The following is a 25480-nucleotide window of genomic DNA, read 5'->3' as shown; positions in this document are numbered from 1 at the left end:
AGGGTTCAGACTCGTGCGCAGTCTCGGACTCCGACGCGGCGGCCAACCGATTGCGACGCTCGTGCTGGGCGGGGTCTCGGTGGTGGTGTTCTTCGGGACGCACGAGCTCGCGCGGATCTTGCGGTTCGCAGGGTGGTCGCTGCGCGATTCTGCCTTTCAGGACTACGCCACCTTCGGACCCTTCATCGCCGAGTTCTACGAGGCGCGACGACTCCTCACGGGTGCATTCGTGCAGACCGATTGGTGGCGCATCGTGACCGGCACGTTCTTGCATGCCGATCTGCGTCACTTGCTGTTCAACATGCTGGTCCTGTACCTGCTTGGGCGCCGGCTGGAGCAGACGGTCGGACCGGCCGTGCTGACGGGCACCTATGTCGTTTCCCTGCTGGGCGGTTCGGCAGGTGCGCTGCTGCACCGTCCGGAGGTTGCGGTTGTCGGGGCATCAGGAGCGGTCTACGGACTGATGGGTGCGGCCTACGTCGTGGAATACCTGCGCGGCGGCAACCCTTGGCGGGACGGCTTGGGAAGCCTGATCATCATCAATGTCATCATCTCGTTTCTCGTTCCGGGGATCTCCATCGGCGGCCACATCGGCGGACTCGTGGCTGGCGTGCTCGCCGGCTTCGCGATCGGCGACACGAGCCGGCGGCGACACCCGCCGACACTGGCCGAGCGGCTGTCGAACGAGCCCGTCGACTCCCGGGTGCGGCGGTCGCCTTTCGTGGTGTGGAGCCTGTTGGCAGTGATCAGCGCAGCGTCGTTCGCAGGAGCGCTGGCGGCAGCGTCCACTTGGCGCGATCCGCTCTTGTAGAGAGCGTCAGCACCGGTCAGGGAACGACGTCACCCGGCGTCGGATCCGACTCCCTATTGATGACGATGGCAGCGATGACCAACGCGATGCCCGCCACCTCACGCCCCTCCGGCACCTGGGACAGCCACACCAGCCCGGTCAGCGTCGCCGTGACCGGAAGCAGCGCCTGCAGCAGGGCGAAGCGTGCCCGTGCCAGTCGCTGCATCACGAGCTGGTCGATGCCGTAGGGGATGACATTCGACAGCACCCCCGCCGCGACGCCGCCTGCGAGCAGCAGCGGTGCTGCGGCACCGGCATCGAGACCGCTGATGCCCGCGGGGCTGATGACGACAGCGCCGATGAGCATGCCGACGCCGAGTCCGTCCACCGCCATCGGGGAGCGGGCCACCCGGTGCCCCAGGATGATGTAGCCCGCCCACAGCGTCCCTGCGATCAATGAGAACAGCGCACCGATCTGTGCCTCCGGCGGAGCGAACCCGGCCAGGGCCACGACCCCTGCGACGGCGAGCGCCAGCGCCCAGCTCGATCTCACGGTGCGGGTGCCGAAGGCCGCCACCGCGATGGGTCCGATGAACTCGATGGCGACCGAGTTGCCGAGCGGCAAGCGCTCGATGGCGAGGTAGAAGAACAAGTTCATCGCCGCGAGTGCGATGCCGAACGCTGCCGTCCACGCCAGTTCGATACGTGACCAGTGCCGCCGCCACGAGCGCCTCAACAGGATCAGCACGGCGCCGGCGCCCGCGACCCTCAGCAGAGCGACGGTGCCCGGCCCCATCTCGTCGAACAACTCGAACGCCGTGGCAGCGCCCAGATACTGCGACACGGCACCGACAGCGAACAGCGCCTCGGGCGAGATGCGGCTCGCCCACGCCCGATCCGGGACTCCGGCGCTCAGCCGAACGGTCCCTCAGTTCGGGTCACGCGTTGCGACTTCCAGCATCTTGCATTGACTAGCAGGTGTGCGCTCCGACGTTGCATCCGATTTGCTGCAGCTGCTGGCAACGAGGTCTGTTCTCCGTGAGAAGAGACGGGACGCGCACGCAGAGTCGACGAGAATTCGCCGTTCGGGAGGTCAACGGGAAGCACAGGCGTCATCTAGGGTCTGAGGCAGGCACACTCAGCTTGGCGAACCATGTCGGCGCACATGCATGACGCAGGAGGCTGAGGCCGCGAGCGGCAACTGCATGAGGCCGATTGCGCAGATTCGTCGGACAAGCTCAATGGAGAGGGACATGCACATCAAACAAAAACTACTGAAGCTCTCGGTGGCGCTGTTCGCGCTCTCGCTGGTGGCAGCGGCGTGCGGTGATGACGGCGATGCGACCGTGACAGACACGACGGCCGCGCCAGCGGTCACCGAAGCTCCTGATGAGGCGATGGAAGAGTCCGAAGACGAGATGATGACGGATCATCTCGGTGATGGCTCGCTCGGTGCAGTCCAAGTGGGGCCGGGTGAGGCGGTCCAGATTCGATCGCTTGAAGCGATCACCGGCGATGTGGCCTTTCTGGGCTTGCCCAATCAGCGCGCCACCATGCTCGCTGTTGAGGACTTCGGTCCGATTCACGGTTTCGAGGTGGAGGTCGGCGTGGGGCTGGACGACCTGTGCTCGAGCGACGGTGGACAGGCCGCAGCCCAGAGCATCGTTGCCGACGAAGACGTGCTCGGCGTGGTCGGCACCTCTTGCTCGGGCGCAGCCGTAGCTGCGGCCCCACTTATCACCGGCGCTGGCATCGTGATGATTTCAGCCAGCAACACTTCGCCTGCGCTCACCTCCGATCTCAACGGCAATGTCGGCGAGAACCACAACATCGGCTACTACCGCACCGCCCACAACGACCGAGCCCAAGGAGAGGCGGTTTCCACTTTCGTTCTCGAAGAACTCGAACTCACCAAGGCGGCAACCATCCACGATGGCGACCCTTACACGCAGGGACTGGCACAGGCGTTCCAGGACTTCTTCGAGCGTGACGGTGGCACCGTGACCGTTGCGTCAGCCTTGAACAAGGAAGACACCGACATGGTGCCAGTGCTGACCGAAATCGCGGCGAGTGCGCCCGAGTTGTTGTTCTTCCCGATCTTCCAACCAGCGGGCGATTTTGTGGCGGATCAAGCCCCGGGTGTTCCGGGTTTGGAGAGCACCGTCCTGATGGGTGCTGACGGCCTCCTCAATCTCGACTATCTCGCATTGCCGCAGACTGCAGGCATGTATCTGTCGGGTCCCGATACGCGCTTCGGCGAGAATGTGAATCAGAGCACCGGAAGGACTGCGGATGAGTTCTTGACGGCGTATGAACAGATGTATGGCGAGGTGCCTGCGGCACCATTCTGGGCACATGCCTACGACGCTACGACGTTGCTGCTGGACGCGATCGCAGCTGCGTCCTACGTGGACGCCGATGGAAATCTCAACGTCGACCGCCAAGGCATTCGCGATTATCTCAATAGCGTCGAGAATTACAGCGGCCTGATCGGCACGATCAACTGCGATGAATTCGGTGACTGCGGCGCATCTCGGATCACCGTTGTTGAGAACCTCGGCGGCGAGGAGAACGCCGAAGCGAGCATGCAGAATGTGGTCTACGCGTATGCCCGCTGAGATCCTCAGCCCGACTCATGTGCACATTGTGCACATAGTGTGCCCCCGCTAGCCGCGGGAGCGCGACCAGGTGAACCGTGCCGCAATAGACCCGAGGCATCGCTGGCGTCGAAGGTCTAGGACCGGCATCGACTGGTTTCTCACCGCCATACGGGTCGCGGTGCTCATCGTCCTGACGGTCGGCTTTGCGGCGTTCATTGCTCAGGAGATCAATCCTGACAACCCATTCGCGCGCTGGGCGAACCCCGATGCCACCGGCCTGACCGGCGCGCAGTTCCGGGGACTCGTCGTGTCGGGCATCGCCCAGGGCTCGATGTACGGGCTGATCGCGCTGGGCTACTCGATGGTCTACGGCGTGCTCGGATTCATCAACTTCGCCCACGGCGAGGTGTTCATGGTGGGCGCTATGACCGGCATGATCACCTCCAACAAGCTGGCCGACACCGGCCTGTGGGAGTCGAACTTCGTCGGCTCGCTGGTGTTCATCGTGGTCGTGTCGATCATCGTGTCGTCGTTGACGGCGGTGGTCATGGAGCGGGTCGCATACCGCCCGCTGCGCGGAGCGCCCCGGCTGATTCCGCTCATCACCTCGATCGGCGTGTCGTTCTTCCTGCAGAATGCGTCGGTGGTGCTGCTGGGTCCCGCCAGCAAGTCTTACCCCGACGTGCCGGACTGGGTGAAGGCCAAGCACACCTTCCTGCAGATCGAGGGTGCCAGGATCTTGGTGATCGTCGTCGCGGCGCTGTCGATGGCGGCTCTGTGGTACTACGTCGACCGCACCAAGACCGGCAAGGCGATGCGCGCCGTGGCCGAGGACGCCGAGACAGCGGCGCTCATGGGCATCGACGTGAACCGCACCATCGTGAAGGTGTTCGCAGTGGGCGGTGCGATGGCGGGCATGGCCGGGATCCTGTGGGGGATTCTGTTCCGCAGCGTCGTCCACACCACCGGCTTCCTGCCGGGCATCAAGGCGTTCAGCGCTGCGGTGGTCGGCGGCATCGGCCACTTGGGCGGTGCGATGGCGGGCGGTCTGTCGATCGGTGTGGCCGAATCGGTCGGACCGTTGCTGATCCTGGAGCCGCTGGGGGTGAGCGGACCCAGCCAACTGCGCGACGCCGTGGCGTTCTCGATGCTCATCATCGTGCTGCTCATGAAGCCTTCCGGCCTGTTCGGCGAGCGCCTGCCCGCGGAAGACCGCACATGAGCCTGGCTGTGCCATCCGAAGCTGGGCCGCAGCCCGCCGAGATGGCAGAGCCGGGGGGCGAGGCTGCCGACGCACCGCCGCGTCCGCCGTTCGCTCAGGACTGGCGCCGCATCGCACGCATGGGGGCGGTGGGCGCGGTCGGTCAGATATTCATTTCGCTGTCCAACATGCCGGTCAAGCTCGATGGACGGCCGATCATCGAGGGCGCTCTCAGCTTGGGGTACCTGTCGCTGGCTGTGCTGCCGTTTGCAGTGGGCAGCCGGGTGGGGCGCCAAGTACGGCGCGAGGGCGTGCCGTATCACCGCCCCGGCGCGCATGAAGTGGTCGGCGGCGCCGCCTGCGGAGGGATCGTCGGCGGCGGACTGTCGCTGCTTGCGGTCCTTATCGCCAATTTCGACTTGCGCGAGCCGTTGGTCAACTGGAGCCCGATTCTGGCGGACCTGCTGGCCTTCAACCGCGGCACGGCGTTCGCAGTGGGAATCTGGCTCGCCTTGGGCGCAGCGATTGGAGCGCTCGGCGGGCTGCTGCGCATGGTGTCGTCGCTTGCCCAGCGGGTCGTGTGGACCGTGGTGCTCACGTTGTTCGGTGCTGCCATTCTGGAATCGCTGACCACCGACCTCGCCGAGGGCATGAGGGTCGAGGGACTGGTGGACTGGTTCTACGCTCCCCGGGGCGGCCTGAGGGTCAGCGGCGCGATCGTGCTGGCGCTGAGTTCGGCTGTGCTGGCTGCGCTCGGTCGAGGCCGCGTTCGGCGTGCCCGGGTCCGCATCGACGCGCTGGAAGGTCCTGCCCGCAACCGGATGCACCTCGGGTTCATCCTGGTGACCGGCGCGGTGCTGGTGGTCCTGCCGATGTTCGTCGGCAAGCTGACCAACGAGTTGCTGGCCAACGTCGGGCTGTTCGTGCTGCTGGCACTTGGCCTCAACGTGGTGGTCGGGCTCGCCGGCATCCTCGACTTGGGCTACGTGGCGTTCTTCGCCGTCGGCAGCTACAGCGCAGCAGTGCTCACCGCTGCCACCTCGCCGCGGATCAACCCGGAGCTGCCGTGGTTCGTGGCTCTCATCGGTGTGGTGGTCCTGACCGGGCTGGTCGGGCTCTTCATCGGCGCCCCTGTCATCCGCATGCGCGGCGACTACCTGGCGATCGTCACGCTCGGCTTCGGCGAGATCATCCGACTGCTGTTCCTGTCGGATTGGCTGTCGGGATGGTTCGGCGGCTCTCAGGGCATCACCAACATCCCGGGGGCGGAGATCTTCGGCTTGGCTACCGTGGCCGGCACCGACCCGCGCAGCGTCTTCTATCTGGTGCTCGCCTTCTGCGCGATCGCGATCTATGTGTCATGGCGGCTCGAGCGCTCGCGCATCGGGCGTGCCTGGATGGCGGTGCGCGAGGACGAGACGGTGGCCGAAGCCATGGGCATCAACACGGTCAATGTCAAGCTGCTGGCGTTCGTCGTGGGCGCGGTGCTGGGGTCATTCAGCGGGGCGATCTTCGCGGCGAAGGTGGGTTCGGTGTTCCCCTCGAGCTTCTTGATCTTGGTGTCGATCGTCATCTTGGTGGTGGTCATCTTCGGCGGGATGGGCAACATCGTCGGCGTCATCGCCGGCTCGGCAGTGCTGATCGGCGTGCTGGGCGGACCCAAGCAGCCAGGCCTGCTGGCCGAATTCTCCGAGTTCAAGCTGCTCATCTACGGAGCCCTGCTGGTGTGGATGATGCTCGCGCGGCCCGAGGGACTCATCCCGAGCGTGCGCCGTACCCGTGAGCTGCACCAACAAGAGCTGGCCCAGGACGCCTGGCTGCGGGGCGAGACGCAGGATGAGCACGATGACAACGGCGGCGAGAGTGCTCGCCAGCCTTCGGGCGAGTCGTCATGACACCGTCCGACGCTCCTCTGCATGCCACGACCGAATCGGCGCAGCGGGCGATCCTTGAGACCCGCGGCCTCAGCGTGGACTTCGGCGGACTGCATGCGCTTGACGGATTGGACCTGGCGGTCTACCCGGGCGAGATCGTCTCGGTGATCGGGCCGAACGGCGCCGGCAAGACCACCCTGTTCAATGCGATCACGGCCACCGTTGCAGCCAGCGAGGGCGAGATCCTGTTCGAGGGCGAATCGCTCGTCGGCCTCGATCCCAACCTTGTGACCGCACGCGGCATCGCCCGTACCTTCCAAAACGTCCGGCTATTCGCCAACATGACCGTGCTGGAGAACGTGATGGTCTCTCAGCACTGCCGGACTCGCCAGAGCGTCGTGGGGGCGCTGCTGTGGACGAAGGCCTTTCGCCGCGAAGAGGAGGAGATTCGCGAGCGCGGCAAGCAGGTGCTGTCGTTCTTCGGCAGCCGGCTGACGGGCTACCGCTTCGACCAGCCCGCGTTCACCTTGTCGTACGCCAACCGGCGCCGCCTGGAGATCGCGCGGGCCATGGCGACCCAGCCCAAGCTGATCCTGCTCGACGAGCCGGTGGCGGGCATGAACCCCACCGAGTCGGCAGAGCTGACCGGGCTGATCGGACGGCTGCGCGACGAGTGGGGCTTTGCCATCGTGGTCATCGAGCACGACATGGAAGTGGTCCGCGAGGTCTCGGACCGGGTGGTGGTGCTCGACCATGGTGTGAAGATCGCAGAGGGCGACTACGCCGATGTCTCGGCGGACCCACAGGTGATCGAGGCGTACTTGGGCCACGGGGCCGCGGCATGAGCGAGCTGCTGAGCAAAGAAGCCGAGCCAGGTGCAGGCTTCGGCCCCAACCTCGACGCAAGTCCCAGTGAGCGCACACTGCTACTGGAGATGTGCAAGGTCAACGTGCACTACGGCGCCGTGCATGCACTGCGCGACGTCGACCTGTCGATCCGCGAAGGAGAACTGGTGTGCCTGCTTGGCGGCAACGCCAGCGGCAAGTCGACCACGCTGAAGACGCTGCTCGGCATGCTGAAGCCCACTTCGGGGGAGGTGGTGCTCGACGGCGAGGTCGTCAACGAACGGCCGACCAGCTACCGGGTGGCCAAGGGCGTCACGATGGTCCCCGAGAACCGGCGCCTGTTCAAGCGGCTGACCGTACGGGAGAATCTGCAACTCGGCGCCTATCTCCGCAAGGACAGCGAAGCGATCGCAGCCGACATGGAGCGTGTCTACGAGCTGTTTCCTCGTGTCAAGGAGCGGCTCGGTCAGAAGGCGGGCACGCTCTCGGGCGGCGAGCAGCAGATGGTGGCCATCGGGCGGGCTCTCATGTCGCAGCCGCGGGTACTGCTGATGGACGAGCCGTCGATGGGGCTGGCGCCCGCCCTCGTGCAGCAGAACTTCGAGCTGATCAGCCAGATTCACGAGGCCGGCATGACGGTGTTCATGGTCGAGCAGAATGCCAGCATGGCGCTCGGCATCGCCGACCGGGGCTGGGTGCTGCAGACAGGTCGTGTCGTGCTCGACGACACCGCCGAGGCCTTGCTGGCCAATCCGGCCCTGCGCGCCTCCTACCTAGGAGACTGCTGAGCAATTGCCGAAATCGCCGATTCACGGACACAAAGCCGCAGGTCAGAGCGTTGCAGACTTGCCCGGATCCGAATAAATCAGCAGTCTCCTAGGCGGCGGCAAGGACGACGGCGACTCATTCGGGAGCGTGCCCGCCGACAACTCCTCGCATGCGTGACGCTGATTGCAAGTGTTGCGCCGGATCGTTCTCCGCGGCGGCATTCTTGCGCAGATATGCGGCGAGGATTGGTCTGTGTGCAGAAATGCCGTGTTTGGCGGTATTCCTGCGTAGGTTTGCTCTGGTGGCCGAATCTTGTGCAGAAATGCTGTCCTCGGCAGCCGTCACTCATGCGAGGGTGGGGTGATTGACGCCTCTCGCCCTTCTGCTGGCGCTCGGGCTGCGCATTCTGGGCCGATGATTGACTCGCCAGCACGATCTGTGACCGGAGTGCTGCATCCAGGTGCCATGGGCGTGACCGTGGCGGCAGCGTGCTCGGGCATCGTGCTGTGGGCCAGTGAGGACCGCTCAGCAGAGACCGCCGAGCGGGCGTCGGATGCTGGTCTCACTGATGTCGGCAGCTTGGCTGAGCTGGTCGACGCGGCGGACTTCGTGATCTCTGTCTGCCCGCCCCACGGGGCAGAGGCACTCGCGAGCGCGGTGGCCGACACCGGCTTTGATGGCTGTTACGTGGACGCCAACGCGATCTCGCCCGCAGCCTCCCGGCGTATTGCGACCCGCTTCGAGAACTTCGTCGACGGCAGCCTGATCGGCCCCCCGGCAAGAGAGCCGGGCACGACCCGGCTGTACTTGGCAGGACCCGATGCGGGCCGCGTCGCAACCCGATTCGCCGGATCACTGCTGGAGGCCCGTGTGCTGCCCGACGGTGCCATAGGGGCTGCCTCGGCGCTGAAGATGGCCTACGCCGCGTGGTCCAAGGGCACCAGCGCCTTGCTGATCTCGGTCGCGGCGCTGGCCGCGGCCGAAGGCGTTTCTGATGATCTGACCGCCGAGTGGGCGATGTCCCAGCCGGGCCTGTCGCAACGATTGACGTACACCGCGATCCAATCGGCACCCAAAGCTTGGCGCTGGGTGGGCGAGATGGACGAGATCGCCGACACGTTCGCGGCGGTCGGACTGCCGGATGGGTTCCACCGTGCCGCGAGCGAGGTGTACGCGCGTCTTGAAGAGTTCAAGAACGTTCGCAGCGCTTCGGTCGAGGGGCTGCTCGAGGCGCTGTTGGGCGCTGAGCCGGTCTAGTTCTGCAGCGGCAGGACGGCGTCGGCGACGCCTTCGAGTTCCGCGAACCAATCGTCGGGGTCACCCACCAGCACGGGCACGAACTTCGATGCGCCCACCTCGATGAAGCGCTGGATCTGGTCGCGCAGGCCGTCCCAACCGGTCGGGATGATGTCGCCCGGGTCGGCATCGGGCGCCCGCCGTTCGAGGATGGCCTTGTAGCCGGGGCTGATCTCGCCGTGCGTGTAGGGGATGAGCACGCCGAAGTGCTCGGGGTCGATCCAGCGTTCGTGCTCGTCGGCGGCTTCGTTCACGATCTTCCAGCCGGCCGCGGCGATGTCGGGTGTGCAGAACGACGGCAGCCACCCGTCGCCGAAGCGTCCGCAGCGGCGCAGTTCGACTTCGGCGGCACCGCCGAGCCAGATGTCCATGGGCTTCTGTGCCGGCTTCGGCAGCAGCGACACCTCGTCGTAGTGGTACCAATCGCCGTGGTGGGTGACTGGCTCGTCCTCCCAGAAGCGCTTGAGCAGCGGCAGGGCCTCGTTGAACATCTTGGCCCGCTGGCGGCGCTCGACGCCGAACGCTGCTTGCTCGTGCACATCGGCGACTCCCAGCCCGAACGCGGGCAGCAGCCGGCCGTCTGACAGGCGGTCGAGGCTGGCCAGCTCCTTGGCTAGCACGGTCAGGTTGCGGCCGGGCAGCACCAGCACCGACATGCCGAACTTCATGCGCTCGGTGCGGCCTGCTGCATATGCGAGGCCCACGATCGGGTCGGGGCATTCGCCGCCGAGCCGTTCGCTCAACCACAGCGAGTCGAAGCCTCCCTCCTCCAGCGCGTCCACGAACGGGTCAAACGTGGCATGGTCGTTGGTGAAGCTGCGCGTGCCCAGCCCGAAGCCGATCCGGATCTTCATGGCGTCCACGCTAGGACACCGCGGCCAGCTCGACCCGGGTAGCGCTCCCGACGACGGTCTGCATGCTGGGCGCCGCTGACGGGCAGGCATTGCTGAGCCGCTGGAACCTCTGCATGAATGGCGTCGCCGTGCGCCGTACCCTCGGGCACCGGGCAACCGTCACAGCGCTTCTGGGGGATCTCGATGAACCAGACAGGATCGAACGCCCAGATCGACTGGGCGTCGCCGTTCAGGCTGGACGGCCAGGTCTGCCTCATCACCGGTGCATCCAGCGGGTTCGGCGTGAGATTTGCCCGCGTGTTCGCGGCAGCCGGCGCGAAAGTGGCAGTCGCTGCCAGGCGGGCCGAACGGCTGGAGGCATTGGCCGGCGAACTGCCCGAAGCGCTGGCCGTGCCGTGCGACGTGGGCGACGACGCCGCCTGCCGCGATCTGATTGCCCGCGTGGCGGACCACTACGGGCAGGTCGACGTGCTGGTCAACAACGCCGGTGTCAGCGATGCGATCAACCCAGCCGAGCAGGCCGACGTGGACAGCTTCCGCCATGTCGTCGACATCAACCTGAACGCGTGCTTCCTGCTGGCAGGACTCGTGGCCGCTGACATCATCGACCGTGATGCGCGTGGCAGCATCATCAATGTGGCATCGGTGCACGGCCATGTGGCATCCGCTCCGAACCTGCAGCCTGCCTATGCAGCGTCAAAGGCCGGCTTGGTGAACCTCACCCGCGATCTGGCCGTGCAGTGGGCCACCAAGGGCGTGCGGGTCAACGCGCTGTGTCCGGGCTACTTTGAGACCGAGCTGACGGCGCCGATGTTCGAAGACGACCGCTCGATGGCGTGGATCAGCAGGAACGCTCCGATGCGCCGACCGGGCGGCGAGCACGAGCTGGACGGTGCGCTGCTGTTCCTGGCCAGCGATGCCAGCAGTTACGTGACAGGCAGCTCACTGATGGTGGACGGGGGCTGGACAGCACGCTGAGCCTGAGCAGGGTTTCGCCTGTGCCGGCCGCAATGCCGGTGTGCGGCTCGCGAATCGGGGCTTTACAGCACGCTGATCGCCGCGGTACAACGGTCTGGGTTCTGTTCCACCAGCCGCCCCATGAGCGGGCGCAGATGAACCCAGGAGAAAGACGATGACCGTGATCGTCGTGGCCATAGCAGTCGCCGGAATCGTGTGCTTCGCACTCGGTGCGGGCTGGGGCGCCAAGAGCGGGCGTACCGGCAAGATCGACTCGCTTACCGGTGCCACGGGACGCAAGGACGCCTTGCGGCATCTCGACGCACTGCTGCGTCGGCCCCGTCAGGGCGACTACGTGGTAGGCGTCGCGTTCTGTGACGTCGACGGACTCAAGGACGTCAACGACACCCACGGCCACGCTGTCGGCGACGACGTACTGAAGCATGTCGCAGAACGATTGCGCCATGCGTTGCGACCATCGGACGTCGTCGCTCGCCTCGGCGGCGATGAATTCCTCGTGATCTGTGATGGCGTGCGCGCGCGCTCAGACATGGACCGGATCGCTCTCAGGCTGCGCGAGGCCATGTCACCGGCGATCCTGATTGACAACGCACTTGTCGGCGCCGACCAGCACGGCCTCGTGGCGGTCTACGCCAGCATCAGCATCGGGACTGCCGCCTCGGACGGCGCCACGACCGGCTCGGCAGAACTGATTGAGCGCGCCGACCGGGCGATGTACTACGGCAAGAGGATTCGACAGGAGATGCCGACGGACCACGGCCCGCCTTCGCCCCTGCGCCTGAAAAACAGACGGTTCCTTGAGGACGAGCCTGTAGGCGAGATCGTGGCATGAACGCCGACGACGCCGACGACTGAGCGCGCGACGAGAGTCTGCGTCAGCCGAGGGCGGGAGTGCCTTCGAAGTTGCCTGGGTCGTCGGCTGTCGGCAGAACTGGGCGCGCCCGCCAGTCCATGGCCTCTTCCACGCCGGTGATCACGTCGTACCACTCGCCCGCATTCCAGCCTTGCGCTGAGCCGAGCACGCTCGCATCCTGAGCGAGATGCAAGAGGGCGGGCAGCCGTTCCAGGTCCAGCGCATGGACGAACTCCCGGTCGGGGTCCAGCAGCACGAGGTGCTTGTCAGCGAACGGTCCGAGAAAGCTGCGGGCGCCCTCGGCATCGCTGCACACCACGAACGCACAGCGGATGTCGGCTTCCTCGTAGTGGAACAGCACACGCGACGCCGTAGGCAGGATCCAGCCGCTCTGGCGTGTGTACGGGTCGATGACCGCGACGAGAAGGTTGAAGACAACGAGCCATTCGGCCAGCGTGTGGCCGCGGCCGGTGATGGTTTCGAGCTTGATGTCGGTGGCTGGCACAGCAAGCACGGCAGGCAAACTAGCGCTCCGCGCGGGCGTGACCACGGCTTAGCGGCTGAGCCTTGGCCCGCGAGCGAAGCGAGCCAGCGCGGGAAGCACAGGGCCACACCGTGGTCCGAGCAGCCAGTGAGCGAAGCGGACGAAAGCTTGAAACAACCGGTGCGACAACGGGACCGCTGACCTGTCGAGCGGCGTCTTGCGGACCCTGATGTGCCGAACCTCGTGGTTCAGATCGGGGGGCGCAGCAACTCGGCGGCGAGTGGGCAGTCGGCACGCTGCCAGCCAGTCGCCGGCTCGATGCCGCCCGGCCCGACGATGTGGCTGAACAGTCCGATCGGGACGACTTCCTCATCGCACTCCCATGGCTCGTCGTCAACCGCAGCGGCTGCGGCCTCGAAGAACTGCTGGGGCAGCGCGCGTCCCCATCCGACGACGCACCAGACCTCGATGCCGGACACGTAGCCGACAGCAGCGGCGGCATGCGAGCCGCCCGCTGCGATCACGGCTTCGGGACCGGCAGCCGCGGCCTCCACCAGGATCACGTCGGCGCTCGTGCATGCTGCCGCCAGGCCGGCGAGCGGGACGTCGGTCACCTTGCAGCCGTTGCCTGCGAGCCGGCGAGCCAGGCCCGCTCCCTCGCCGTAGGCGTCGATGACGCGTACGGCGATGTCGGCGCGCCGTCCGAGGCCGTCGGCCGCTATGTCGGGCCAGCCCAGCAGGCACACCCTTGCGCCCGCGGGCAGCGCGTCGGCGGCATGATCGGCGGTGGCGTCGGCGCGCATCTCCGATGCGAACTCCTGTGCTGCCCGGTACGGCTGCGCAGAGGCGCACACACGAGCGGCCATCGACCTCAGTGCACCGGCAACCGGATAGCGGTCGAGGATGCGCCGGCACACCGTGACCAGCTCGAGCGGATCCGACGCCAGAGCACCCAGCGCCGAGGCGGTTTCGCGCACCAACACGTCCTGGGACAGGTCGCCGGCGCGAGCGACGTAGCGCAAGTGCTCGATCGGGTGCATCCGCCGAAGCTATCCCGTGTTGCTCAAGCCTTGTTTGCCCAGAGTTGTGGTCGCAGCATCATTTTTTGTGCAGAAGTACTGCTGCCGACGGCATTCCTGCGCACGGAATCGAAGGCGCGCAAATTCCGTGCAGAAATGCTGTTGATGGCGGCATTTCTGCACAGGGAACCGATTGCGGAGCAATTCTGTGCAGAAGTGCCGTGGTCGGAAGTGCTTTGTGCAGAGGACGGGGTCAGGCCTTCTGGGTCTGGAGCCGGCGCGCGATCACCTTCAGGCAGAGCGTCTCGTCGGCGCCCTCGAAGATCGACAGCACCCGGGCGTCCACGAACAGCCGGCTGACCGTGTACTCCTCGGCGAATCCGAAGCCGCCGTGGATCTGCTGGGCCTCGCGGGTCACCCACTCGGCGGCCTTGCAGACATACGCCTTGATCATGGAGGCCTTGAGCGCGCCTTCGCCCCGCGCCATCATGCGCGCCACCTCGTAGCTGTACTGGCGAGCGGCCGCGATGATCGCCGCCATGCGGCCCAGCTTCGCCTGCGTGAGCTGATACGCGGCGATCGGATGGCCGAACACCTTGCGCTCCTCCGCGTAGGAGCGCGCCTCGTCGTACGCCGCCTGCATCACGCCCACGGCGCGGGCGGCGGTCTGCAGCCGCCCATTCTCGAACCCGGCCATCTGCAGGTAGAAGCCCTGACCGATGCCGTCGTCGCCGCCGATGAGGTTTGCCGCCGGCACGAACCAGTCGTCGAAGGCGATCTCGAAGCTGTGCATGCCCCGGTAGCCGAGCGTGGCGATGGCCTGACCCTCGATGGTGCCGCCCCGTTCGCCGGTGAACTGGAACGAATGGCCCGCTGCCTGGGGCTTTGCGACGATGAACAGGCTGAGGCCCCGGTGCGCCTTGCGACGGTCGGGGTCGGTGCGGGCCAGCAGCATCAGCACGTCGGCCCGGCCTGCGAACGTGCACCACGTCTTGGTGCCTGAGATCAACCAGCCGCCCTCGGTGGGGCTCGCCGACACGACCAAGTTGGCCACGTCGCTGCCGTAGTCGGGCTCGGTGACGGCGACCGCAACCATGACCTCGCCGGTGGCGATGCGGGGGAACCAGTGCTTCTTCTGCTCTTCTGTGCCGCCGCGCTCCAGCGCCCGGGTGAGGATCTCCGGCCGGGTGATCAGCGAGCCACCAGCGCCCAGCGAGGCACGCGACAGCTCCTCGGTCGCGATGACCATCCCCAGGTAGTCGCTCTCGGAGCCCGAGGCGAATCCGCCGTATTCCTCGGGCACCGACAAGCCGAAGCAGCCCAGCTCGGCCAGCCCGCCGATGATGTCTTCGGGGATGTCGGTGTCGCCGCGGTGGATGTGCTCGGCTGCCGGAGCGATCTTGTCCTCGCCGAAGCGGCGGAAGGTCTCTGCCACGAGCTCGAAGTCCTCGTCGAGGTGGCTGGGAGCATCGAGGCCGGCCAGGGTGGCGAGGTAGGCCGGGTCGCGGTAGGCGGCCACGAAGTCCCGGGCGGCGTCGAGGGCGCCGGGCTCGAGGCCCCACTGGGCCTCGCGGGCGAACAGCCGCGAGTGAAACTCACCGAGCACGTCGGCGATGAACCCGCAGGCAAGCCGAGCCTCCGCGCCGCCCAGAGCGCCCCATCCGAGCAGCGAATCGCAGATGCGCATCGCGGAGGCCGTGTGTGCCAGGTCGTAGAGGAAGCACTGGTGGTCGTCGCCCATGCCGACCGCATGGCTGCACGCACGGCTCAACGCTGCGTTGCCCACGGCCAGCGCGTCGGCCGCGGCGGACATGTCCGGTTCGGTCACCGTTGCCTTTGCGTCCGCCGTCATGTCATCCCCGTCGTCTTCACAGCCGCACAGGCTAAGAGCGTCAGCGGATAGGTGGTTCGGTGGGCTGCCAGCGGTTGCGGTGGTCGATGAGTTTGATGACGATGATGAGCGTTATGGCGAGGGCGAGTTGGGCGAGGCGGTGCTGGGGTTTGCGGTCGGTGTTGCGTCGTAGCTGCCCGTAGTTGGACAGCCAGGAGTTGGTGCGCTCCACTGTCCAGCGCAGCCCCATGGGGGCGGCGGCCGGTTTGGGGTCTGTGGTTGTGGGGGGCCGCTTGGCGGGCCGCTCGATGTCGGCGATGCCTGCTTTGTGGACGGCCCGGTCGACGCGGGCGCCGATGTAGCCGCGGTCGAGATGGACGGTTTCGATGTCGTGGTGCAGGCCTCGGCGTTCGATCTCGGCGAGGGTGGGCTCGAACAGCATGATGTCGTTGCGGTTCGCGCCGTCGGCGGCCCACGCGACCGGGGTGCCCGCCGCGTCGGTCGCCAGCGACCACTTCCAGCCCAGTTTCCGCCTGTCAACAGGGCTTTTGCCAGTCCCCGCCCCGCCGCAAGGGGCCTTGTGGACCGAGCCGTCGACGCACAGATCGGCGAGCCGCAGGCCCATGATGCGGTCCCACGCGGCGATCGCCTCGGCCGCGATGTGATCGAACACCCCGGCGGCGACCCATTCGTCGCGGCGCGACCGCAGCGTCGTGTCAGACACCTCGCCGTCCAACAGGTGCTCAACGGACTCCCACGAGCAGCCCGTCACCAGCCTGATGATGATCCCCCGCAGGCACAGCCGATCCGATATCCGAGGCCGGTGACAGCCCAGCGGATGCGACCGGGGACGAGCCAACCGCGGCTCGACCGCAGCCCAGATGACATCCACCACCACCTTGCTCAAAGCGCGCATGATGAAACCGGCCTCCACGGTCGTCAAGTTCAGGACAACCCGACCAATACACCGGCGAACCAGACGACCCGTGGACGGCCGCCTATCCGCGCGGCCTCTAAGTGGCGCCAAGGATGTGCAAACGCTGTAAATCTGTGCAGGTTCGAGACGGGCCAGTCGGAGAGGGCCATGCATCGTACGATGACTCGGTCCGCGCACCAGCACCACTGCTGTTGACCACCGCACGGAGGCCCAAGTGACCGTCCATGACCGCCCGTTCGGGCGCTGCTTCGAGGATTTCGAGATCGGCGACGTGTACCGGCACTGGCCGGGCAAGACGATCACTGAGGCCGATGACCACCTGTTCTGCATGATCACGATGAACCACCACCCGCTGCACACCAACGAGTGGTTCGCCCAGCACGAGACCGTGCATGGCCGCAACGTGGTGGTGGGCAACCTCGTGTACTCGCTGGTGCTGGGCATGAGCGTGCCCGACGTCAGCGGTGCCGCCATTGCCAACCTCGAGGTGGAGACGCTGACGCATTCGCGCCCGACCTTCCACGGCGACACCATCTATGCGGTCACCAAGGTGCTCGACAAGCGTGAGTCCGGCTCGCGGCCCGACCGGGGCGTGGTGACCGTGGAGACGCGGGCGTTCAACCAGCGCTCCGAAGAGGTCTGCTACTTCCGCCGCAAGGTGATGATCTGGAAGCGAGACGCCGCACCCGAGCGACGCTTCCCCTACAGCGATGAGGCGGCCGTCGGCGAAGGCTGAGCCGGTGCGCCAACGCGCACTCTTGGACTGGTGGGCGTCCGAGCGGCGGGATCTGCCGTGGCGGCGCACCCGCGACCCGTGGCTCGTGCTGGTCTCGGAGATCATGCTCCAGCAGACCCAAGTGGACCGGGTGCTGCCGTACTTCGCTGCCTTCGCAGAGCGTTGGCCCACGCCGGAGCATTTTGCGCAAGCCGAGCTGTCAAGAGTTCTCGCCGCTTGGCAGGGCTTGGGCTATCCCCGCCGAGCTCGCAACCTGTGGCGGTCGGCGGCGATCATCACCGAGCGCCACGGCGGCAGGGTGCCTGCGGACTTGAATGACCTGCTCGCCTTGCCGGGCGTCGGCCACTACACCGCTCGGGCAGTGCAGGTGTTCGCGTTCGGCATCGACACCGCTGTGCTCGATACCAACGTGGGTCGCATCCTGGCCCGCTGGACGGGTCGCCGGCTGGCTCGGGCGGAGGCGCAGCGCATCGCCGATGATCTGGTGCCTGCTGGGGAGAGCTGGGCTTGGAACCAGGCGATGATGGACCTCGGTGCGCAGGTCTGCAGCAAGCGAGATCCGAGCTGCGGCCAGTGCCCTGCACAGCCGTGGTGCGCGTGGGCGGGCGAGGTCTTGGGCTCGGAGCCTTCAGGCCAGCCAGATCCGGCTGAGCGCAGTGCCGGGGTCAGCAGCCGGCAGGCGCCGTTCGAAGGCAGCGACCGGCAGGCTCGGGGTCGCTTGTTGGCAGCGCTGTCCGGGGACTCGCTGCCGACGGAACGGGCTGCTGCAGTGATGGGACTCGGGCACGAAGAAGCACGCGCCCGACGGCTCGTCGCCGAGTTGATCGCTGAGGGCCTGATCACCGGAACCGGTGACCGGCTCCGTTTGGGCTAGCTCAAGCAGCCACGCTGTGCTTGTCGCTTGTCGCTTGTCGCTTGTCGGGCTCGTGGCTCAAGCAGCCACGAGCTGTTCGATCAGCTCGTCGAAGGCCTTGTCGGCGATGGCGACCATCTCGTCGTCGGTGCGGTCCTGGATGGGGTGCTCCACCCACACAGCAGCGGGGTCGAAGCCCAGCGCCTTGCCCTGTACCTCGGCGCCGTCGACGAACTGGACGGTGGCCACGAAGACGGACGGGATGCCGCGGCGTTCCAGATCAGCGATGTCGTGCACACTGCACGACGTGCAACTGCCTCAATCGGCTAGCGCTTCGATCACCATGTCGCACTTGGTGGCGATCTCGTGGCGCAGGTCGACCGGCGCCGGCTTGGTGAACGTGGGCTTGGAGTAACGCTCGACGCGCAGGCCGCGCTCGATCAGCCGTTCCTCCAAGCGGTTCAGGAAGCGGTCGCCGCGGGGCTTGCTGATGTCCAGCAGTCCTACGGTGAGGCCGTCCAGCGACTCCGGCCGGGCCACCCGTTCACGATGTGCTGGCGCCGCTTCGTTCGTTGGGTCCAAGACGACAGTGCTCATGTGGGCTCCTTTGTATCGGATTCCGGCGGACTGGATCCGGTGGGCACGTACCGCCCGACTGTAGCCGCACCTCGGGCCGACAGTCCGGAGATGGCCGTCTGGAGACTGTCGCCTGCGCTAGATGACTAGTTCCAAGGCTGGCGCTGGAAACTTGAGTGTGCAATAGACCAAGAAGAATCGAGAGACATCGATGATTTCCGTATCGCGGGTTGCTCGGCTCCTGAGTCCGTTGCCGACCTTGCGCTCCGGCTCAGCTCTGGCTCGGACATCCGCTGCTCGCGCCCGTGTTCCTGAGCGCTCAATATCTTTTTGCGTATATTTCAGTATCTTTCACTATAGATGTTTACGCTGACCCCTTGGAAACAACCATCTAGTGCGGTGTCCACAAACGTTCGCGCGCTTGCGAGCTTCAGATTTGCCCGCAGTTCCAGTGTTTTGCTTCGGTGTCACCATGCGTAGGCATGTGGACACTGCGCTAGCGCCAAGGATCGATCTCGACGCAGACCGGCTGAGCGCCGATGTCGCCATTCACCCAGCCGCCGATGACTGCCGAGAACAGCCCGGCACCGCCGCCGCAGTGCATCAGGTGCAGCCCGCCGTCGCGGAACTTGGGCAGATCCGCCTCGGCCAGGAAGTCCGGCACGCCTTCGGCGATGCCGCCGGCGCCGCGCACCAGCTCGGCGCCAGGGCGAGTGGTCAGCTCGTTGATGCGCTCAGTCGTGCGCTCGCGCGTCCAACCGCTGTCGATGAACACGCGGGAGTGATCGGGGGCCACCGCCAGGATCGCATCGAAACCCAGCACCAGCTTGGGGTGATGGATCGCATTCAACGCGGCTGCCATCGTGCGAGCCAGCGACTCGGGATCGCGAGAGAGTTGGTCCACGACCGAGCGGGGTGCCTCGCCGGGGAATGCCGTGACCGTATTGGTGCCGGGTTCGAAACCGAAGTCGGTGCACAGCGGGCCCCAGTCGCCGCCGGCGCCGTCATCGCCGTCACCGGCAGCGTCTTCGATCTCGGCGAAGCAGAAGCCCACCTTGCCGGGCTGGCCCATCGTGGCCCGGTCCACCTCGCCGGGCCGCCCGCCGCCGATGTTGCGCACGATGAGCTGCACGGCCCTGCCGATCGTGCTGTTGGCCCGATTGCCTTGGCCGAACACGTTGATGCCGCTGTTCATCCCGACTTCGCGGGCGATCGGGCCGTTCACGATGAAGACAGGCCCGACCGGCATCGTCGTGGCCAGCATCCCGTGCATGTTGAACGTGTCGTTGCAGACGGCGCTCAGTGCCGCGAGCACCACCGGGAAGTACTCGGGCCGGCAACCGGCCATCACGGCGTTGACGGCGGCCTTCTCCACGGTGCAGTCAGCCAGATCCGGCGCGACGTTGGCGACCACCTCGTCGGGGGCGCGTGACGTTCCTGCCAGCATCGCCGAGACCCGCTCCGCGGTCGGTGCCACGAGCGGCAGGCCATCGGACCAGCCCCGGTCGTGCATGGCCTCCTGGGGGTCCTCCAGCGAGCCGAACTCGACCCTCCGAGCGGTCAGGCCGTCGCTGCCGAATCGGGCGGCCAGCACGTCGACCATGGATGGATCGACGGACAGCGATCCGCACCCTGGCCGGTGTGGGGGCAGATCGTCGCCGAGCTCGCTGAGCCCGGTGAACGACTCCCACTCGGGCCGGGACCAGCCCACGATGCGGTCGGCCTCCTCGCCGTCAGCGAATCGCATCAGCGTCGGCACCGTCTCGATGTCGCGGTGCCATGAGAACGCCAGGGCGGCGTCGTGCACCTTGGCGGCAACCGATTCGGGAAAGGCCGGATCGTCTTGGGTGAATACGGTCAGCGAGCCCCGTGCCTCGATGTCTGCCAGCACCGGAGCGATCAGCTCGCAGGTCGGGCAATCCCGCTTCACCACGGCCACCAAGCCGTTGGGCGGCACGCTCGCCGCTGCGTCGTCGTCGGTGTTCTGGTCAGCGCTCGTAGCCATGGCGGGAGGCTACATACGGCCGTTGCAGCCCGACCGGGCCTGTCCGGTCCGGCCAGCCGACACGGGCTGACATTCCGGTTCCCCGTAGAGCAGCACAACGCCGATGCTCCGGACCTGACGGCGTGTCTAGGGTTGGCGCCGTGACTGACCCGAGCGACCAGCCTTCCATCGACAGCAGGCTCTTCCGGGACGTTCTGGGACATTTCCCGACGGGTGTCACCGCTGTCACCGCAGTGAACGAGGGCCGGCCGGTCGGCATGGCCATCGGCTCGTTCACGTCGGTGTCGCTGGATCCGCCGCTGGTGGCATTCCTGCCCACCAAGGACTCGTCGTCGTGGGGCGACATCCGTGCTGCGGGCTGCTTCTGCGTGAACATCATGGCGCAGGACCAGATGGCCACCTGCGGCGTGATGGCCAGCCGGGCCGAGGACAAGTTCGCAGATGTGAGCTGGCGCCCTTCGGGGACTGGCGCTCCCATCATCGAAGGCTCGATCGCCTACATCGACTGCACGATCGAAGCCGTCTACGACGGGGGAGACCATGACATCGTGGTCGGCCGGGTGGTGGATCTGGAGATCCTCGATGCCAAGGATCCCCTGCTGTTCTGGAAGGGCGGCTACGGCACCTTTGCGTGATGGCCGGCTGACGGACGGGGAACGGCGATCGACGCCGTTGCCCGCTGTGCGTTGTGCAGGGTGATCGGGTGATCGGCACTGTCGCCCGCATTGTGTTGGGCGTGCTGTTCCTGGCGTCAGGCGCACTCAAACTGCGCGACTCGTCCTGGCCGGGTGCTGCGCTGGCGATGGGTACGCCGAGGTGGTCGGTGCCGCTCGTCGCCCCGGTCGAGATCGTGCTCGGGGCGAGCCTGGCGGCTGGGGCGGTCCGGCCGTGGCCGGCGTGGCTGGCGCTGGGGCTGCTGGCGGCGTTCAGCATCGCCTTGCTGGCAGCGCTGCGCCGGCCGATCGCTGAGCGGCCCGCCTGTGCCTGCTTCGGCCGCTGGTCTGCCAAGCCGGTCGGCGCCGGCTCGCTCGTGCGCAACGCCGTGCTGACAGCGCTGGCTGTGCTGGCTGTGCTCTAGGCCGCCTGTGCCTGCTGCGCGTGCCGACGCCACCCGCGCGACTTGCTCATCGCGGCGGGCCGCATCACGACATGTGGTGAACGGTCGCCTGTCCGAGCGGCTTGTGGTCGCGAGAGTCCGCCAATTTCGTGCACTCGGGCTTCGATGCCCTGCGATCGGCGAGGACCCGGCAGGGAGTTCTTCCTACAGGCCGCCGGCGGGCAGTTCTCTGGCGTAGATCTTGAAGCGGGGCACGCGCGAGTCGCTGACGTCGCCCCAGCTGCCAGTGGTTGCTTGGACGCGTGCTGAGTCGCCGATGGTCCAGCCCGAGCCGTAGTCGTACTGGCCGTCGCCGTCGGTCAGCGACAGCTGGTGTTCAGCAAGGGCGGCGTCTGTGTGGAAGACCACGGTGTAGGTGGTGGAGGCGGCGAAGGCGTTGTCGGCGCAGTCGGTGGCCGGCATCGTGACCCCGTAGACCGTGTCCGCCTCGAAGTGAGCCTCTCTCCTGAAGTTGAATATGCGGTCTGTCCGGCACAGCGGCAGGCCCGAGGAACGGACGTTTGGGGGGTCGGCGCTTGCGTACAGCGCTACGAACGGCCGTTTGGATCTATGACTGTCTGCTTCGAGCAGGACGCGGAAGCGGTCGATGACGTACCCGTGGGTGTGGCTGCCGGTCGTGATCGTCGTGGAGAACCGGCGACCCACACTCGTGGTCGAGGTTCGTTCTTTGACGTTGTCGCTGGTGGTGATGGTCTCGGAGGTGTCGGTGTCGTCGTCGTCGTCGGTGTAGGTGTTCTCGACCATCAGCTCGGTGCCGGTGATGTCGGTCAGGTCCAGCTCGTAGGGGCCGTTGTAGACCCGCGACTCGTCGCCGTTGAGCAGGTCGCGGGCGGACACCTTCGCGAAATAGCGCCGCGAGCCTCCGCTGACATGGACATAGGCCAGACCGTCGTCTCTGAAGTCGTCGCCGTCGCCGTAATGGGAGATCGTGCCGTCGGTGTGCTCGAACCCGTACCCCAGCCGCCCGCCACGGCCCGCAGACAGAGAACCGCCGGGGATGGTGAGCTGCAGCCGGTAGCTGCGCCCTCCGGGCAGCTCCAGTCGCCAGTAGTCGCCGGTGGTGCCGTGGCCGGTGTCGAGATCCTCGGTGAGATGGCCGCTGCTGGTGGTGCCCGGCCGCACCACCCCCGCGGTGGACGCGCCGTTCAGATACGACCCGGGAAAATCGCCCGCAGCATCCGACGGCTCAGTCGTGACCGCCGTGGACCCCTGAGCATGCGACGGCCCCGCGAACAACCCCGACGCGCCCGATGCCACAACGACCGCCGCCAGCACCGCGGCGCGCTGGCGGGGCCTCACGGGGGCTACCCCCCCCCCCCCCGGGAACCGGACGACCGCGACGCGGCCCCAAGCCCGACGAGACGCTCAGCGGAGAATCAGCAACCTTCATCTCGGACCAGCCTCCTGCACGCACAGCACCGCCGCCGCATCGCAACGAGGCCAACGCCGTACTCGATCCGGCACCACACTACCGCGTGTGCCGGCTCGCACAAGCCGACACGTCATTGTGCGGGCAGGCCCGTCAAGGCCAATACGCCCGTACGACACTCATGTGCTGACCTGCAGCCGCTGTCACGGACCCGGTTCGCGCTGCCTGCGCTCCACGCGATCAGGACGTCTTCGGCAAGAGACCGGCCAGCCTCCTAGCTCGTCTCGGCCACGCCGAGCACGTCGCAGATAAACGCCAGGATGAAGGCTTCGTCGCGCCAGGCGTCGTAACGGCCGGAGGGGCCGCCGTGGCCGGCACCCATCTCGGTGCGCAGCAGGATCGGCTTGGTCGATGTCGTCGTTGCCCGCAGCTTGGCCACCCATTTGGCGGGTTCCCAGTACTGCACCCGGGGATCCGCCAGACCGGCCGTCACCAGCAGCGCCGGATGGTCACACGGCTCGACGTTCTCGTACGGCGCGTAGGAGCGGATCGTCTCGAAGGCATCACGTTCAGCCGGGTCGCCCCACTCGTCGTACTCGGTGACCGTCAGCGGAATCTCCGGGTCCAGCATCGTGTTCAGCACGTCCACAAAGGGGACTTCCGCGACGACCCCGCAGAACAGCTCCGGGTGACGGCTCACCATCACGCCCATCAGCAGGCCGCCGGCGCTGCCGCCCCGAGCGCAGATCCGGCCCGTGTCCGTCCAGCCTTCAGAGGCGAGGTGACGGGCGCACGCAGCGAAGTCGTCGAACGTGTTGTGCTTGGCAGCGAGCTTGCCTTCTTCGTACCAGGCTCGTCCCAGCTCGCCGCCGCCGCGAACGTGAGCGATGGCGAACAGCACGCCCCGGTCCAGCAGCGACAGCCGCACGGTCGAGAACGTCGCCGGCATCGGGATCTCGTATGCGCCGTAGCCGTACAGCAGGCACGGCGCCGGCCAGCTCACCGCGCTCGGCTTCCACACCAGGCTGATGGGCACCGCCGTGCCGTCCGGTGCGGTGGCGCTGATGCGCTCGGTCCGGTAGGCGCCGAGATCGACGTCGCCGAGCACCGGCAGCTGGTCGAGCAGTTCGCGCTCGTCGCTGTCGAGATCCAGCTCGAAGATCGACGGCGGCGTCACCATCGACGTGTAGCCGAAGCGGTAGCGCCGGGTGTCGAACTCGGCGTTCGCCCCGCCTCCGGCCTCGTACACCGGCTCGGGCATCTCGATCGTGAACGACGGGCCAAGTTCGCCCCCGGCGGCGCTGCGCGTGTCGTGAACCCGCATCGAGGTCAGCCCGTCCTGCCGGTCGTGAACGACCACGAAGTCGCCGAAGCAGTCCACGTCTTCGAGCCGGATGCCGGGTCGTGCGCCGATCAGCTCGCGCCACATGCTGCCGTTGTCGAGGGCATCACCAGCGGCCGGAGGGTCGGCGGCAGCGGCAGTGCCTCCTTCGCTCGCGTCATCGCCACCTACCGCAGCGTCGCCCGCGCTCGGCACCGGCGCCTCGACCAGCCGGAAGTCCCGCGCGCCGTCGTTGGTGACGATCAGCAGCCGGTCGTCCTGGTGGTCGACGCCGTACTCGATGCCCTCGGTGCGCTCCCGAACGAGCAGCGGCTCCGATTCGGGCCGGCTGGCATCAAGGAGTCGGTGTTCGGAAGTGGTCTTGGACTGCGAGCCGATCACGATGAACTGCTCGCTGCGAGTGGCCCCGACGCCCACCCAGAAACGCTCGTCGTCCTCCCGATATACGACCATATTGCGGGCCGGGTCGCTGCCGACGACGTGGCGGATCACCCGGTCGGGTCGCTGGGCGGAGTCAGTGCGCACGGCAAACAGCGTCCTGTTGTCGTTTGCCCACACCAGTCCGTAGCTCAGCTCGGTCAGCCCGCAACCGGGGCCCGGAACGTCGGGGCCGTCGAGCACCTCGCCGCTTGCGATGTCGAAAACCGTGAGCGCGTACTTCTCGTCGCCGTCGGTGTCGGTGGTGTAGGCGAGCAGGCGATGGTCGGCGCTGACCGCCAAGTCGCCGACGGCGAAGTACTCGTGGCCTTCGGCCAGCTCGTTCTCGTCCAGCAGCACGACCTCGTCATTGTCGGTGCCGCCCCGGGGACGCCGCACATGGATGACGTACTGGAGGCCTTCCACCGTGCGAGCCCGGTACTCCCAGTCGTCCTTGGGCGTGGGCAGCGACTGGTGGGTCTCCTTCGTGCGCGACTTGATCTCACCGAAGATCTGCTCGCGCAGCTCGGACAGGTGTGCCGTGGCGGCCTCGGTGTAGGCATTCTCGGCATCCAGATAGTCCCGGACGGCAGGGTCGTCCCGGTCACGCAGCCAGTGCCAAGGGTCGGCGGTCTCGGTGCTGTGAATGCGCCGGACATAGATCCGCTGCGGTGCCACGGGAGGCTGCGTCATGGACTGCGCACCGTACCGGCCGAGTCTCGCCGGGCCATGTGT

Annotated in this window: 23 protein-coding genes; 13 read left to right on the top strand and 10 right to left on the bottom strand. The window is 66.9% G+C overall.

Translation table 11 applies throughout. The annotated features are described in order from the left end of the window. The first annotated feature begins 13 nt into the window (after positions 1 to 13). Positions 14 to 811 carry a rhomboid family intramembrane serine protease gene (locus tag ACOGXQ_RS05675; RefSeq protein ID WP_419946459.1) on the top strand — a complete coding sequence of 266 codons (798 nt, stop codon included), beginning with the start codon at positions 14 to 16 and terminating at the stop codon, positions 809 to 811. Positions 812 to 827: 16 nt separating this feature from the next. On the opposite strand, the gene ACOGXQ_RS05670 is transcribed toward ACOGXQ_RS05675, so the two are convergent. Continuing rightward, the gene (locus tag ACOGXQ_RS05670; protein WP_419946458.1) at positions 828 to 1634 is read right to left on the bottom strand and encodes an EamA family transporter; all 807 of its coding nucleotides are present in this window, start codon (positions 1632 to 1634) and stop codon (positions 828 to 830) included. A gap of 325 nt (positions 1635 to 1959) precedes the next feature. Here ACOGXQ_RS05670 and ACOGXQ_RS05665 point away from each other — a divergent pair, with 325 nt between their 5' ends. From ACOGXQ_RS05665 to ACOGXQ_RS05640, 6 genes are all read left to right on the top strand, one after another. Further along, positions 1960 to 3408: a branched-chain amino acid ABC transporter substrate-binding protein gene (locus tag ACOGXQ_RS05665; protein WP_419946457.1), complete on the top strand. Its 1449-nt coding sequence runs from the start codon at positions 1960 to 1962 to the stop codon at positions 3406 to 3408. A gap of 70 nt (positions 3409 to 3478) precedes the next feature. Continuing rightward, a complete protein-coding gene (locus ACOGXQ_RS05660) occupies positions 3479 to 4612 on the top strand; it encodes a branched-chain amino acid ABC transporter permease (protein ID WP_419946456.1) in 1134 nt (377 codons plus the stop codon). Beyond that, entirely contained in the window at positions 4609 to 6486 is a 1878-nt protein-coding gene (locus ACOGXQ_RS05655) for a branched-chain amino acid ABC transporter permease (protein ID WP_419946455.1), read from the top strand. Before ACOGXQ_RS05660 ends, ACOGXQ_RS05655 begins: the two co-directional genes overlap by 4 nt. Then, positions 6483 to 7310 (top strand): ABC transporter ATP-binding protein, encoded by an 828-nt coding sequence (locus tag ACOGXQ_RS05650; protein WP_419946454.1) that lies wholly within the window; start codon positions 6483 to 6485, stop codon positions 7308 to 7310. Before ACOGXQ_RS05655 ends, ACOGXQ_RS05650 begins: the two co-directional genes overlap by 4 nt. Before the next feature lie 89 nt (positions 7311 to 7399). After that, positions 7400 to 8098 carry an ABC transporter ATP-binding protein gene (locus ACOGXQ_RS05645; protein WP_419947344.1) on the top strand — a complete coding sequence of 233 codons (699 nt, stop codon included), beginning with the start codon at positions 7400 to 7402 and terminating at the stop codon, positions 8096 to 8098. 394 nt (positions 8099 to 8492) lie between these two features. Then, the gene (locus tag ACOGXQ_RS05640) at positions 8493 to 9335 is read left to right on the top strand and encodes a DUF1932 domain-containing protein (RefSeq protein ID WP_419946453.1); all 843 of its coding nucleotides are present in this window, start codon (positions 8493 to 8495) and stop codon (positions 9333 to 9335) included. Here the strand turns inward: ACOGXQ_RS05640 and ACOGXQ_RS05635 are convergent. Then, entirely contained in the window at positions 9332 to 10228 is an 897-nt protein-coding gene (locus ACOGXQ_RS05635; RefSeq protein WP_419946452.1) for an LLM class flavin-dependent oxidoreductase, read from the bottom strand. The two genes, ACOGXQ_RS05640 and ACOGXQ_RS05635, sit on opposite strands and share 4 nt — an antisense overlap. A 183-nt stretch (positions 10229 to 10411) precedes the next feature. On the opposite strand from ACOGXQ_RS05635, the gene ACOGXQ_RS05630 reads away from it, so the two are divergent. Next, entirely contained in the window at positions 10412 to 11206 is a 795-nt protein-coding gene (locus ACOGXQ_RS05630) for an SDR family NAD(P)-dependent oxidoreductase (RefSeq protein ID WP_419946451.1), read from the top strand. 154 nt (positions 11207 to 11360) lie between these two features. After that, positions 11361 to 12038 carry a GGDEF domain-containing protein gene (locus ACOGXQ_RS05625; RefSeq protein ID WP_419946450.1) on the top strand — a complete coding sequence of 226 codons (678 nt, stop codon included), beginning with the start codon at positions 11361 to 11363 and terminating at the stop codon, positions 12036 to 12038. A 43-nt stretch (positions 12039 to 12081) separates the two neighbouring features. Here ACOGXQ_RS05625 and ACOGXQ_RS05620 read toward each other — a convergent pair whose 3' ends face one another. The 4 genes from ACOGXQ_RS05620 to ACOGXQ_RS05605 all read right to left on the bottom strand — a co-directional run bounded on the left by ACOGXQ_RS05620 (position 12082) and on the right by ACOGXQ_RS05605 (position 16327). After that, a complete protein-coding gene (locus ACOGXQ_RS05620; RefSeq protein WP_419946449.1) occupies positions 12082 to 12573 on the bottom strand; it encodes a hypothetical protein in 492 nt (163 codons plus the stop codon). A gap of 218 nt (positions 12574 to 12791) precedes the next feature. Continuing rightward, the gene (locus tag ACOGXQ_RS05615) at positions 12792 to 13583 is read right to left on the bottom strand and encodes a hypothetical protein (RefSeq protein WP_419946448.1); all 792 of its coding nucleotides are present in this window, start codon (positions 13581 to 13583) and stop codon (positions 12792 to 12794) included. Positions 13584 to 13815: 232 nt separating this feature from the next. After that, positions 13816 to 15414, bottom strand: coding sequence for an acyl-CoA dehydrogenase family protein (locus tag ACOGXQ_RS05610; protein WP_419946447.1), 1599 nt, complete (start codon positions 15412 to 15414; stop codon positions 13816 to 13818). A 40-nt stretch (positions 15415 to 15454) separates the two neighbouring features. Continuing rightward, the gene (locus ACOGXQ_RS05605; RefSeq protein WP_419947325.1) at positions 15455 to 16327 is read right to left on the bottom strand and encodes an IS5 family transposase; all 873 of its coding nucleotides are present in this window, start codon (positions 16325 to 16327) and stop codon (positions 15455 to 15457) included. Between the two features lie 217 nt (positions 16328 to 16544). Between ACOGXQ_RS05605 and ACOGXQ_RS05600 the strand changes: the two genes are divergently transcribed. Together ACOGXQ_RS05600 and ACOGXQ_RS05595 are read left to right on the top strand one after the other, a co-directional pair. Continuing rightward, on the top strand, positions 16545 to 17066 hold the full coding sequence (locus ACOGXQ_RS05600; protein WP_419946446.1) for a MaoC family dehydratase: 522 nt from the start codon (positions 16545 to 16547) through the stop codon (positions 17064 to 17066). Positions 17067 to 17070: 4 nt separating this feature from the next. Beyond that, positions 17071 to 17940, top strand: coding sequence for an A/G-specific adenine glycosylase (locus ACOGXQ_RS05595; protein WP_419946445.1), 870 nt, complete (start codon positions 17071 to 17073; stop codon positions 17938 to 17940). A 57-nt stretch (positions 17941 to 17997) separates the two neighbouring features. Here the strand turns inward: ACOGXQ_RS05595 and ACOGXQ_RS05590 are convergent, their stop codons facing one another. Next, on the bottom strand, positions 17998 to 18516 hold the full coding sequence (locus tag ACOGXQ_RS05590) for a UGSC family (seleno)protein (protein ID WP_419946444.1): 519 nt from the start codon (positions 18514 to 18516) through the stop codon (positions 17998 to 18000). Positions 18517 to 18991: 475 nt separating this feature from the next. Then, positions 18992 to 20500 carry a thioredoxin family protein gene (locus ACOGXQ_RS05585; RefSeq protein WP_419946443.1) on the bottom strand — a complete coding sequence of 503 codons (1509 nt, stop codon included), beginning with the start codon at positions 20498 to 20500 and terminating at the stop codon, positions 18992 to 18994. Between the two features lie 140 nt (positions 20501 to 20640). Here ACOGXQ_RS05585 and ACOGXQ_RS05580 point away from each other — a divergent pair, with 140 nt between their 5' ends. Both ACOGXQ_RS05580 and ACOGXQ_RS05575 read left to right on the top strand, forming a co-directional pair. Then, entirely contained in the window at positions 20641 to 21135 is a 495-nt protein-coding gene (locus tag ACOGXQ_RS05580; protein ID WP_419946442.1) for a flavin reductase family protein, read from the top strand. 68 nt (positions 21136 to 21203) lie between these two features. Continuing rightward, complete coding sequence (locus tag ACOGXQ_RS05575) at positions 21204 to 21578, top strand: MauE/DoxX family redox-associated membrane protein (protein ID WP_419946441.1); 375 nt, start codon at positions 21204 to 21206, stop codon at positions 21576 to 21578. Between the two features lie 183 nt (positions 21579 to 21761). Here ACOGXQ_RS05575 and ACOGXQ_RS05570 read toward each other — a convergent pair whose 3' ends face one another. Beyond that, positions 21762 to 22916: a hypothetical protein gene (locus ACOGXQ_RS05570; RefSeq protein WP_419946440.1), complete on the bottom strand. Its 1155-nt coding sequence runs from the start codon at positions 22914 to 22916 to the stop codon at positions 21762 to 21764. Between the two features lie 344 nt (positions 22917 to 23260). Continuing rightward, positions 23261 to 25438, bottom strand: a complete 2178-nt coding sequence (locus ACOGXQ_RS05565; RefSeq protein ID WP_419946439.1) for a S9 family peptidase — start codon at positions 25436 to 25438, stop codon at positions 23261 to 23263. Positions 25439 to 25480: the final 42 nt, after the last annotated feature.

Origin of the sequence: Candidatus Poriferisodalis sp., assembly GCF_965208485.1 — a bacterium.
Classification (GTDB): Bacteria; Actinomycetota; Acidimicrobiia; order Acidimicrobiales; family Poriferisodalaceae; genus Poriferisodalis.
Note: the sequence above shows the minus strand (reverse complement) of the source record. Positions and strands in the feature narration are given on the sequence as shown.

Bases quoted from the DNA above. Each gene is read 5' to 3' on its own strand.
- ACOGXQ_RS05625 (WP_419946450.1), top strand. From the start codon at position 11,361: ATGACCGTGATCGTCGTGGCCATAGCAGTCGCCGGAATCGTGTGCTTC.
- ACOGXQ_RS05655 (WP_419946455.1), top strand. From the start codon at position 4,609: ATGAGCCTGGCTGTGCCATCCGAAGCTGGGCCGCAGCCCGCCGAGATG.
- ACOGXQ_RS05650 (WP_419946454.1), top strand. From the start codon at position 6,483: ATGACACCGTCCGACGCTCCTCTGCATGCCACGACCGAATCGGCGCAG.
- ACOGXQ_RS05645 (WP_419947344.1), top strand. From the start codon at position 7,400: ATGTGCAAGGTCAACGTGCACTACGGCGCCGTGCATGCACTGCGCGAC.
- ACOGXQ_RS05610 (WP_419946447.1), bottom strand. From the start codon at position 15,414: ATGACGGCGGACGCAAAGGCAACGGTGACCGAACCGGACATGTCCGCC.
- ACOGXQ_RS05585 (WP_419946443.1), bottom strand. From the start codon at position 20,500: ATGGCTACGAGCGCTGACCAGAACACCGACGACGACGCAGCGGCGAGC.
- ACOGXQ_RS05640 (WP_419946453.1), top strand. From the start codon at position 8,493: ATGATTGACTCGCCAGCACGATCTGTGACCGGAGTGCTGCATCCAGGT.
- ACOGXQ_RS05635 (WP_419946452.1), bottom strand. From the start codon at position 10,228: ATGAAGATCCGGATCGGCTTCGGGCTGGGCACGCGCAGCTTCACCAAC.
- ACOGXQ_RS05615 (WP_419946448.1), bottom strand. From the start codon at position 13,583: ATGCACCCGATCGAGCACTTGCGCTACGTCGCTCGCGCCGGCGACCTG.
- ACOGXQ_RS05630 (WP_419946451.1), top strand. From the start codon at position 10,412: ATGAACCAGACAGGATCGAACGCCCAGATCGACTGGGCGTCGCCGTTC.
- ACOGXQ_RS05565 (WP_419946439.1), bottom strand. From the start codon at position 25,438: ATGACGCAGCCTCCCGTGGCACCGCAGCGGATCTATGTCCGGCGCATT.
- ACOGXQ_RS05665 (WP_419946457.1), top strand. From the start codon at position 1,960: ATGACGCAGGAGGCTGAGGCCGCGAGCGGCAACTGCATGAGGCCGATT.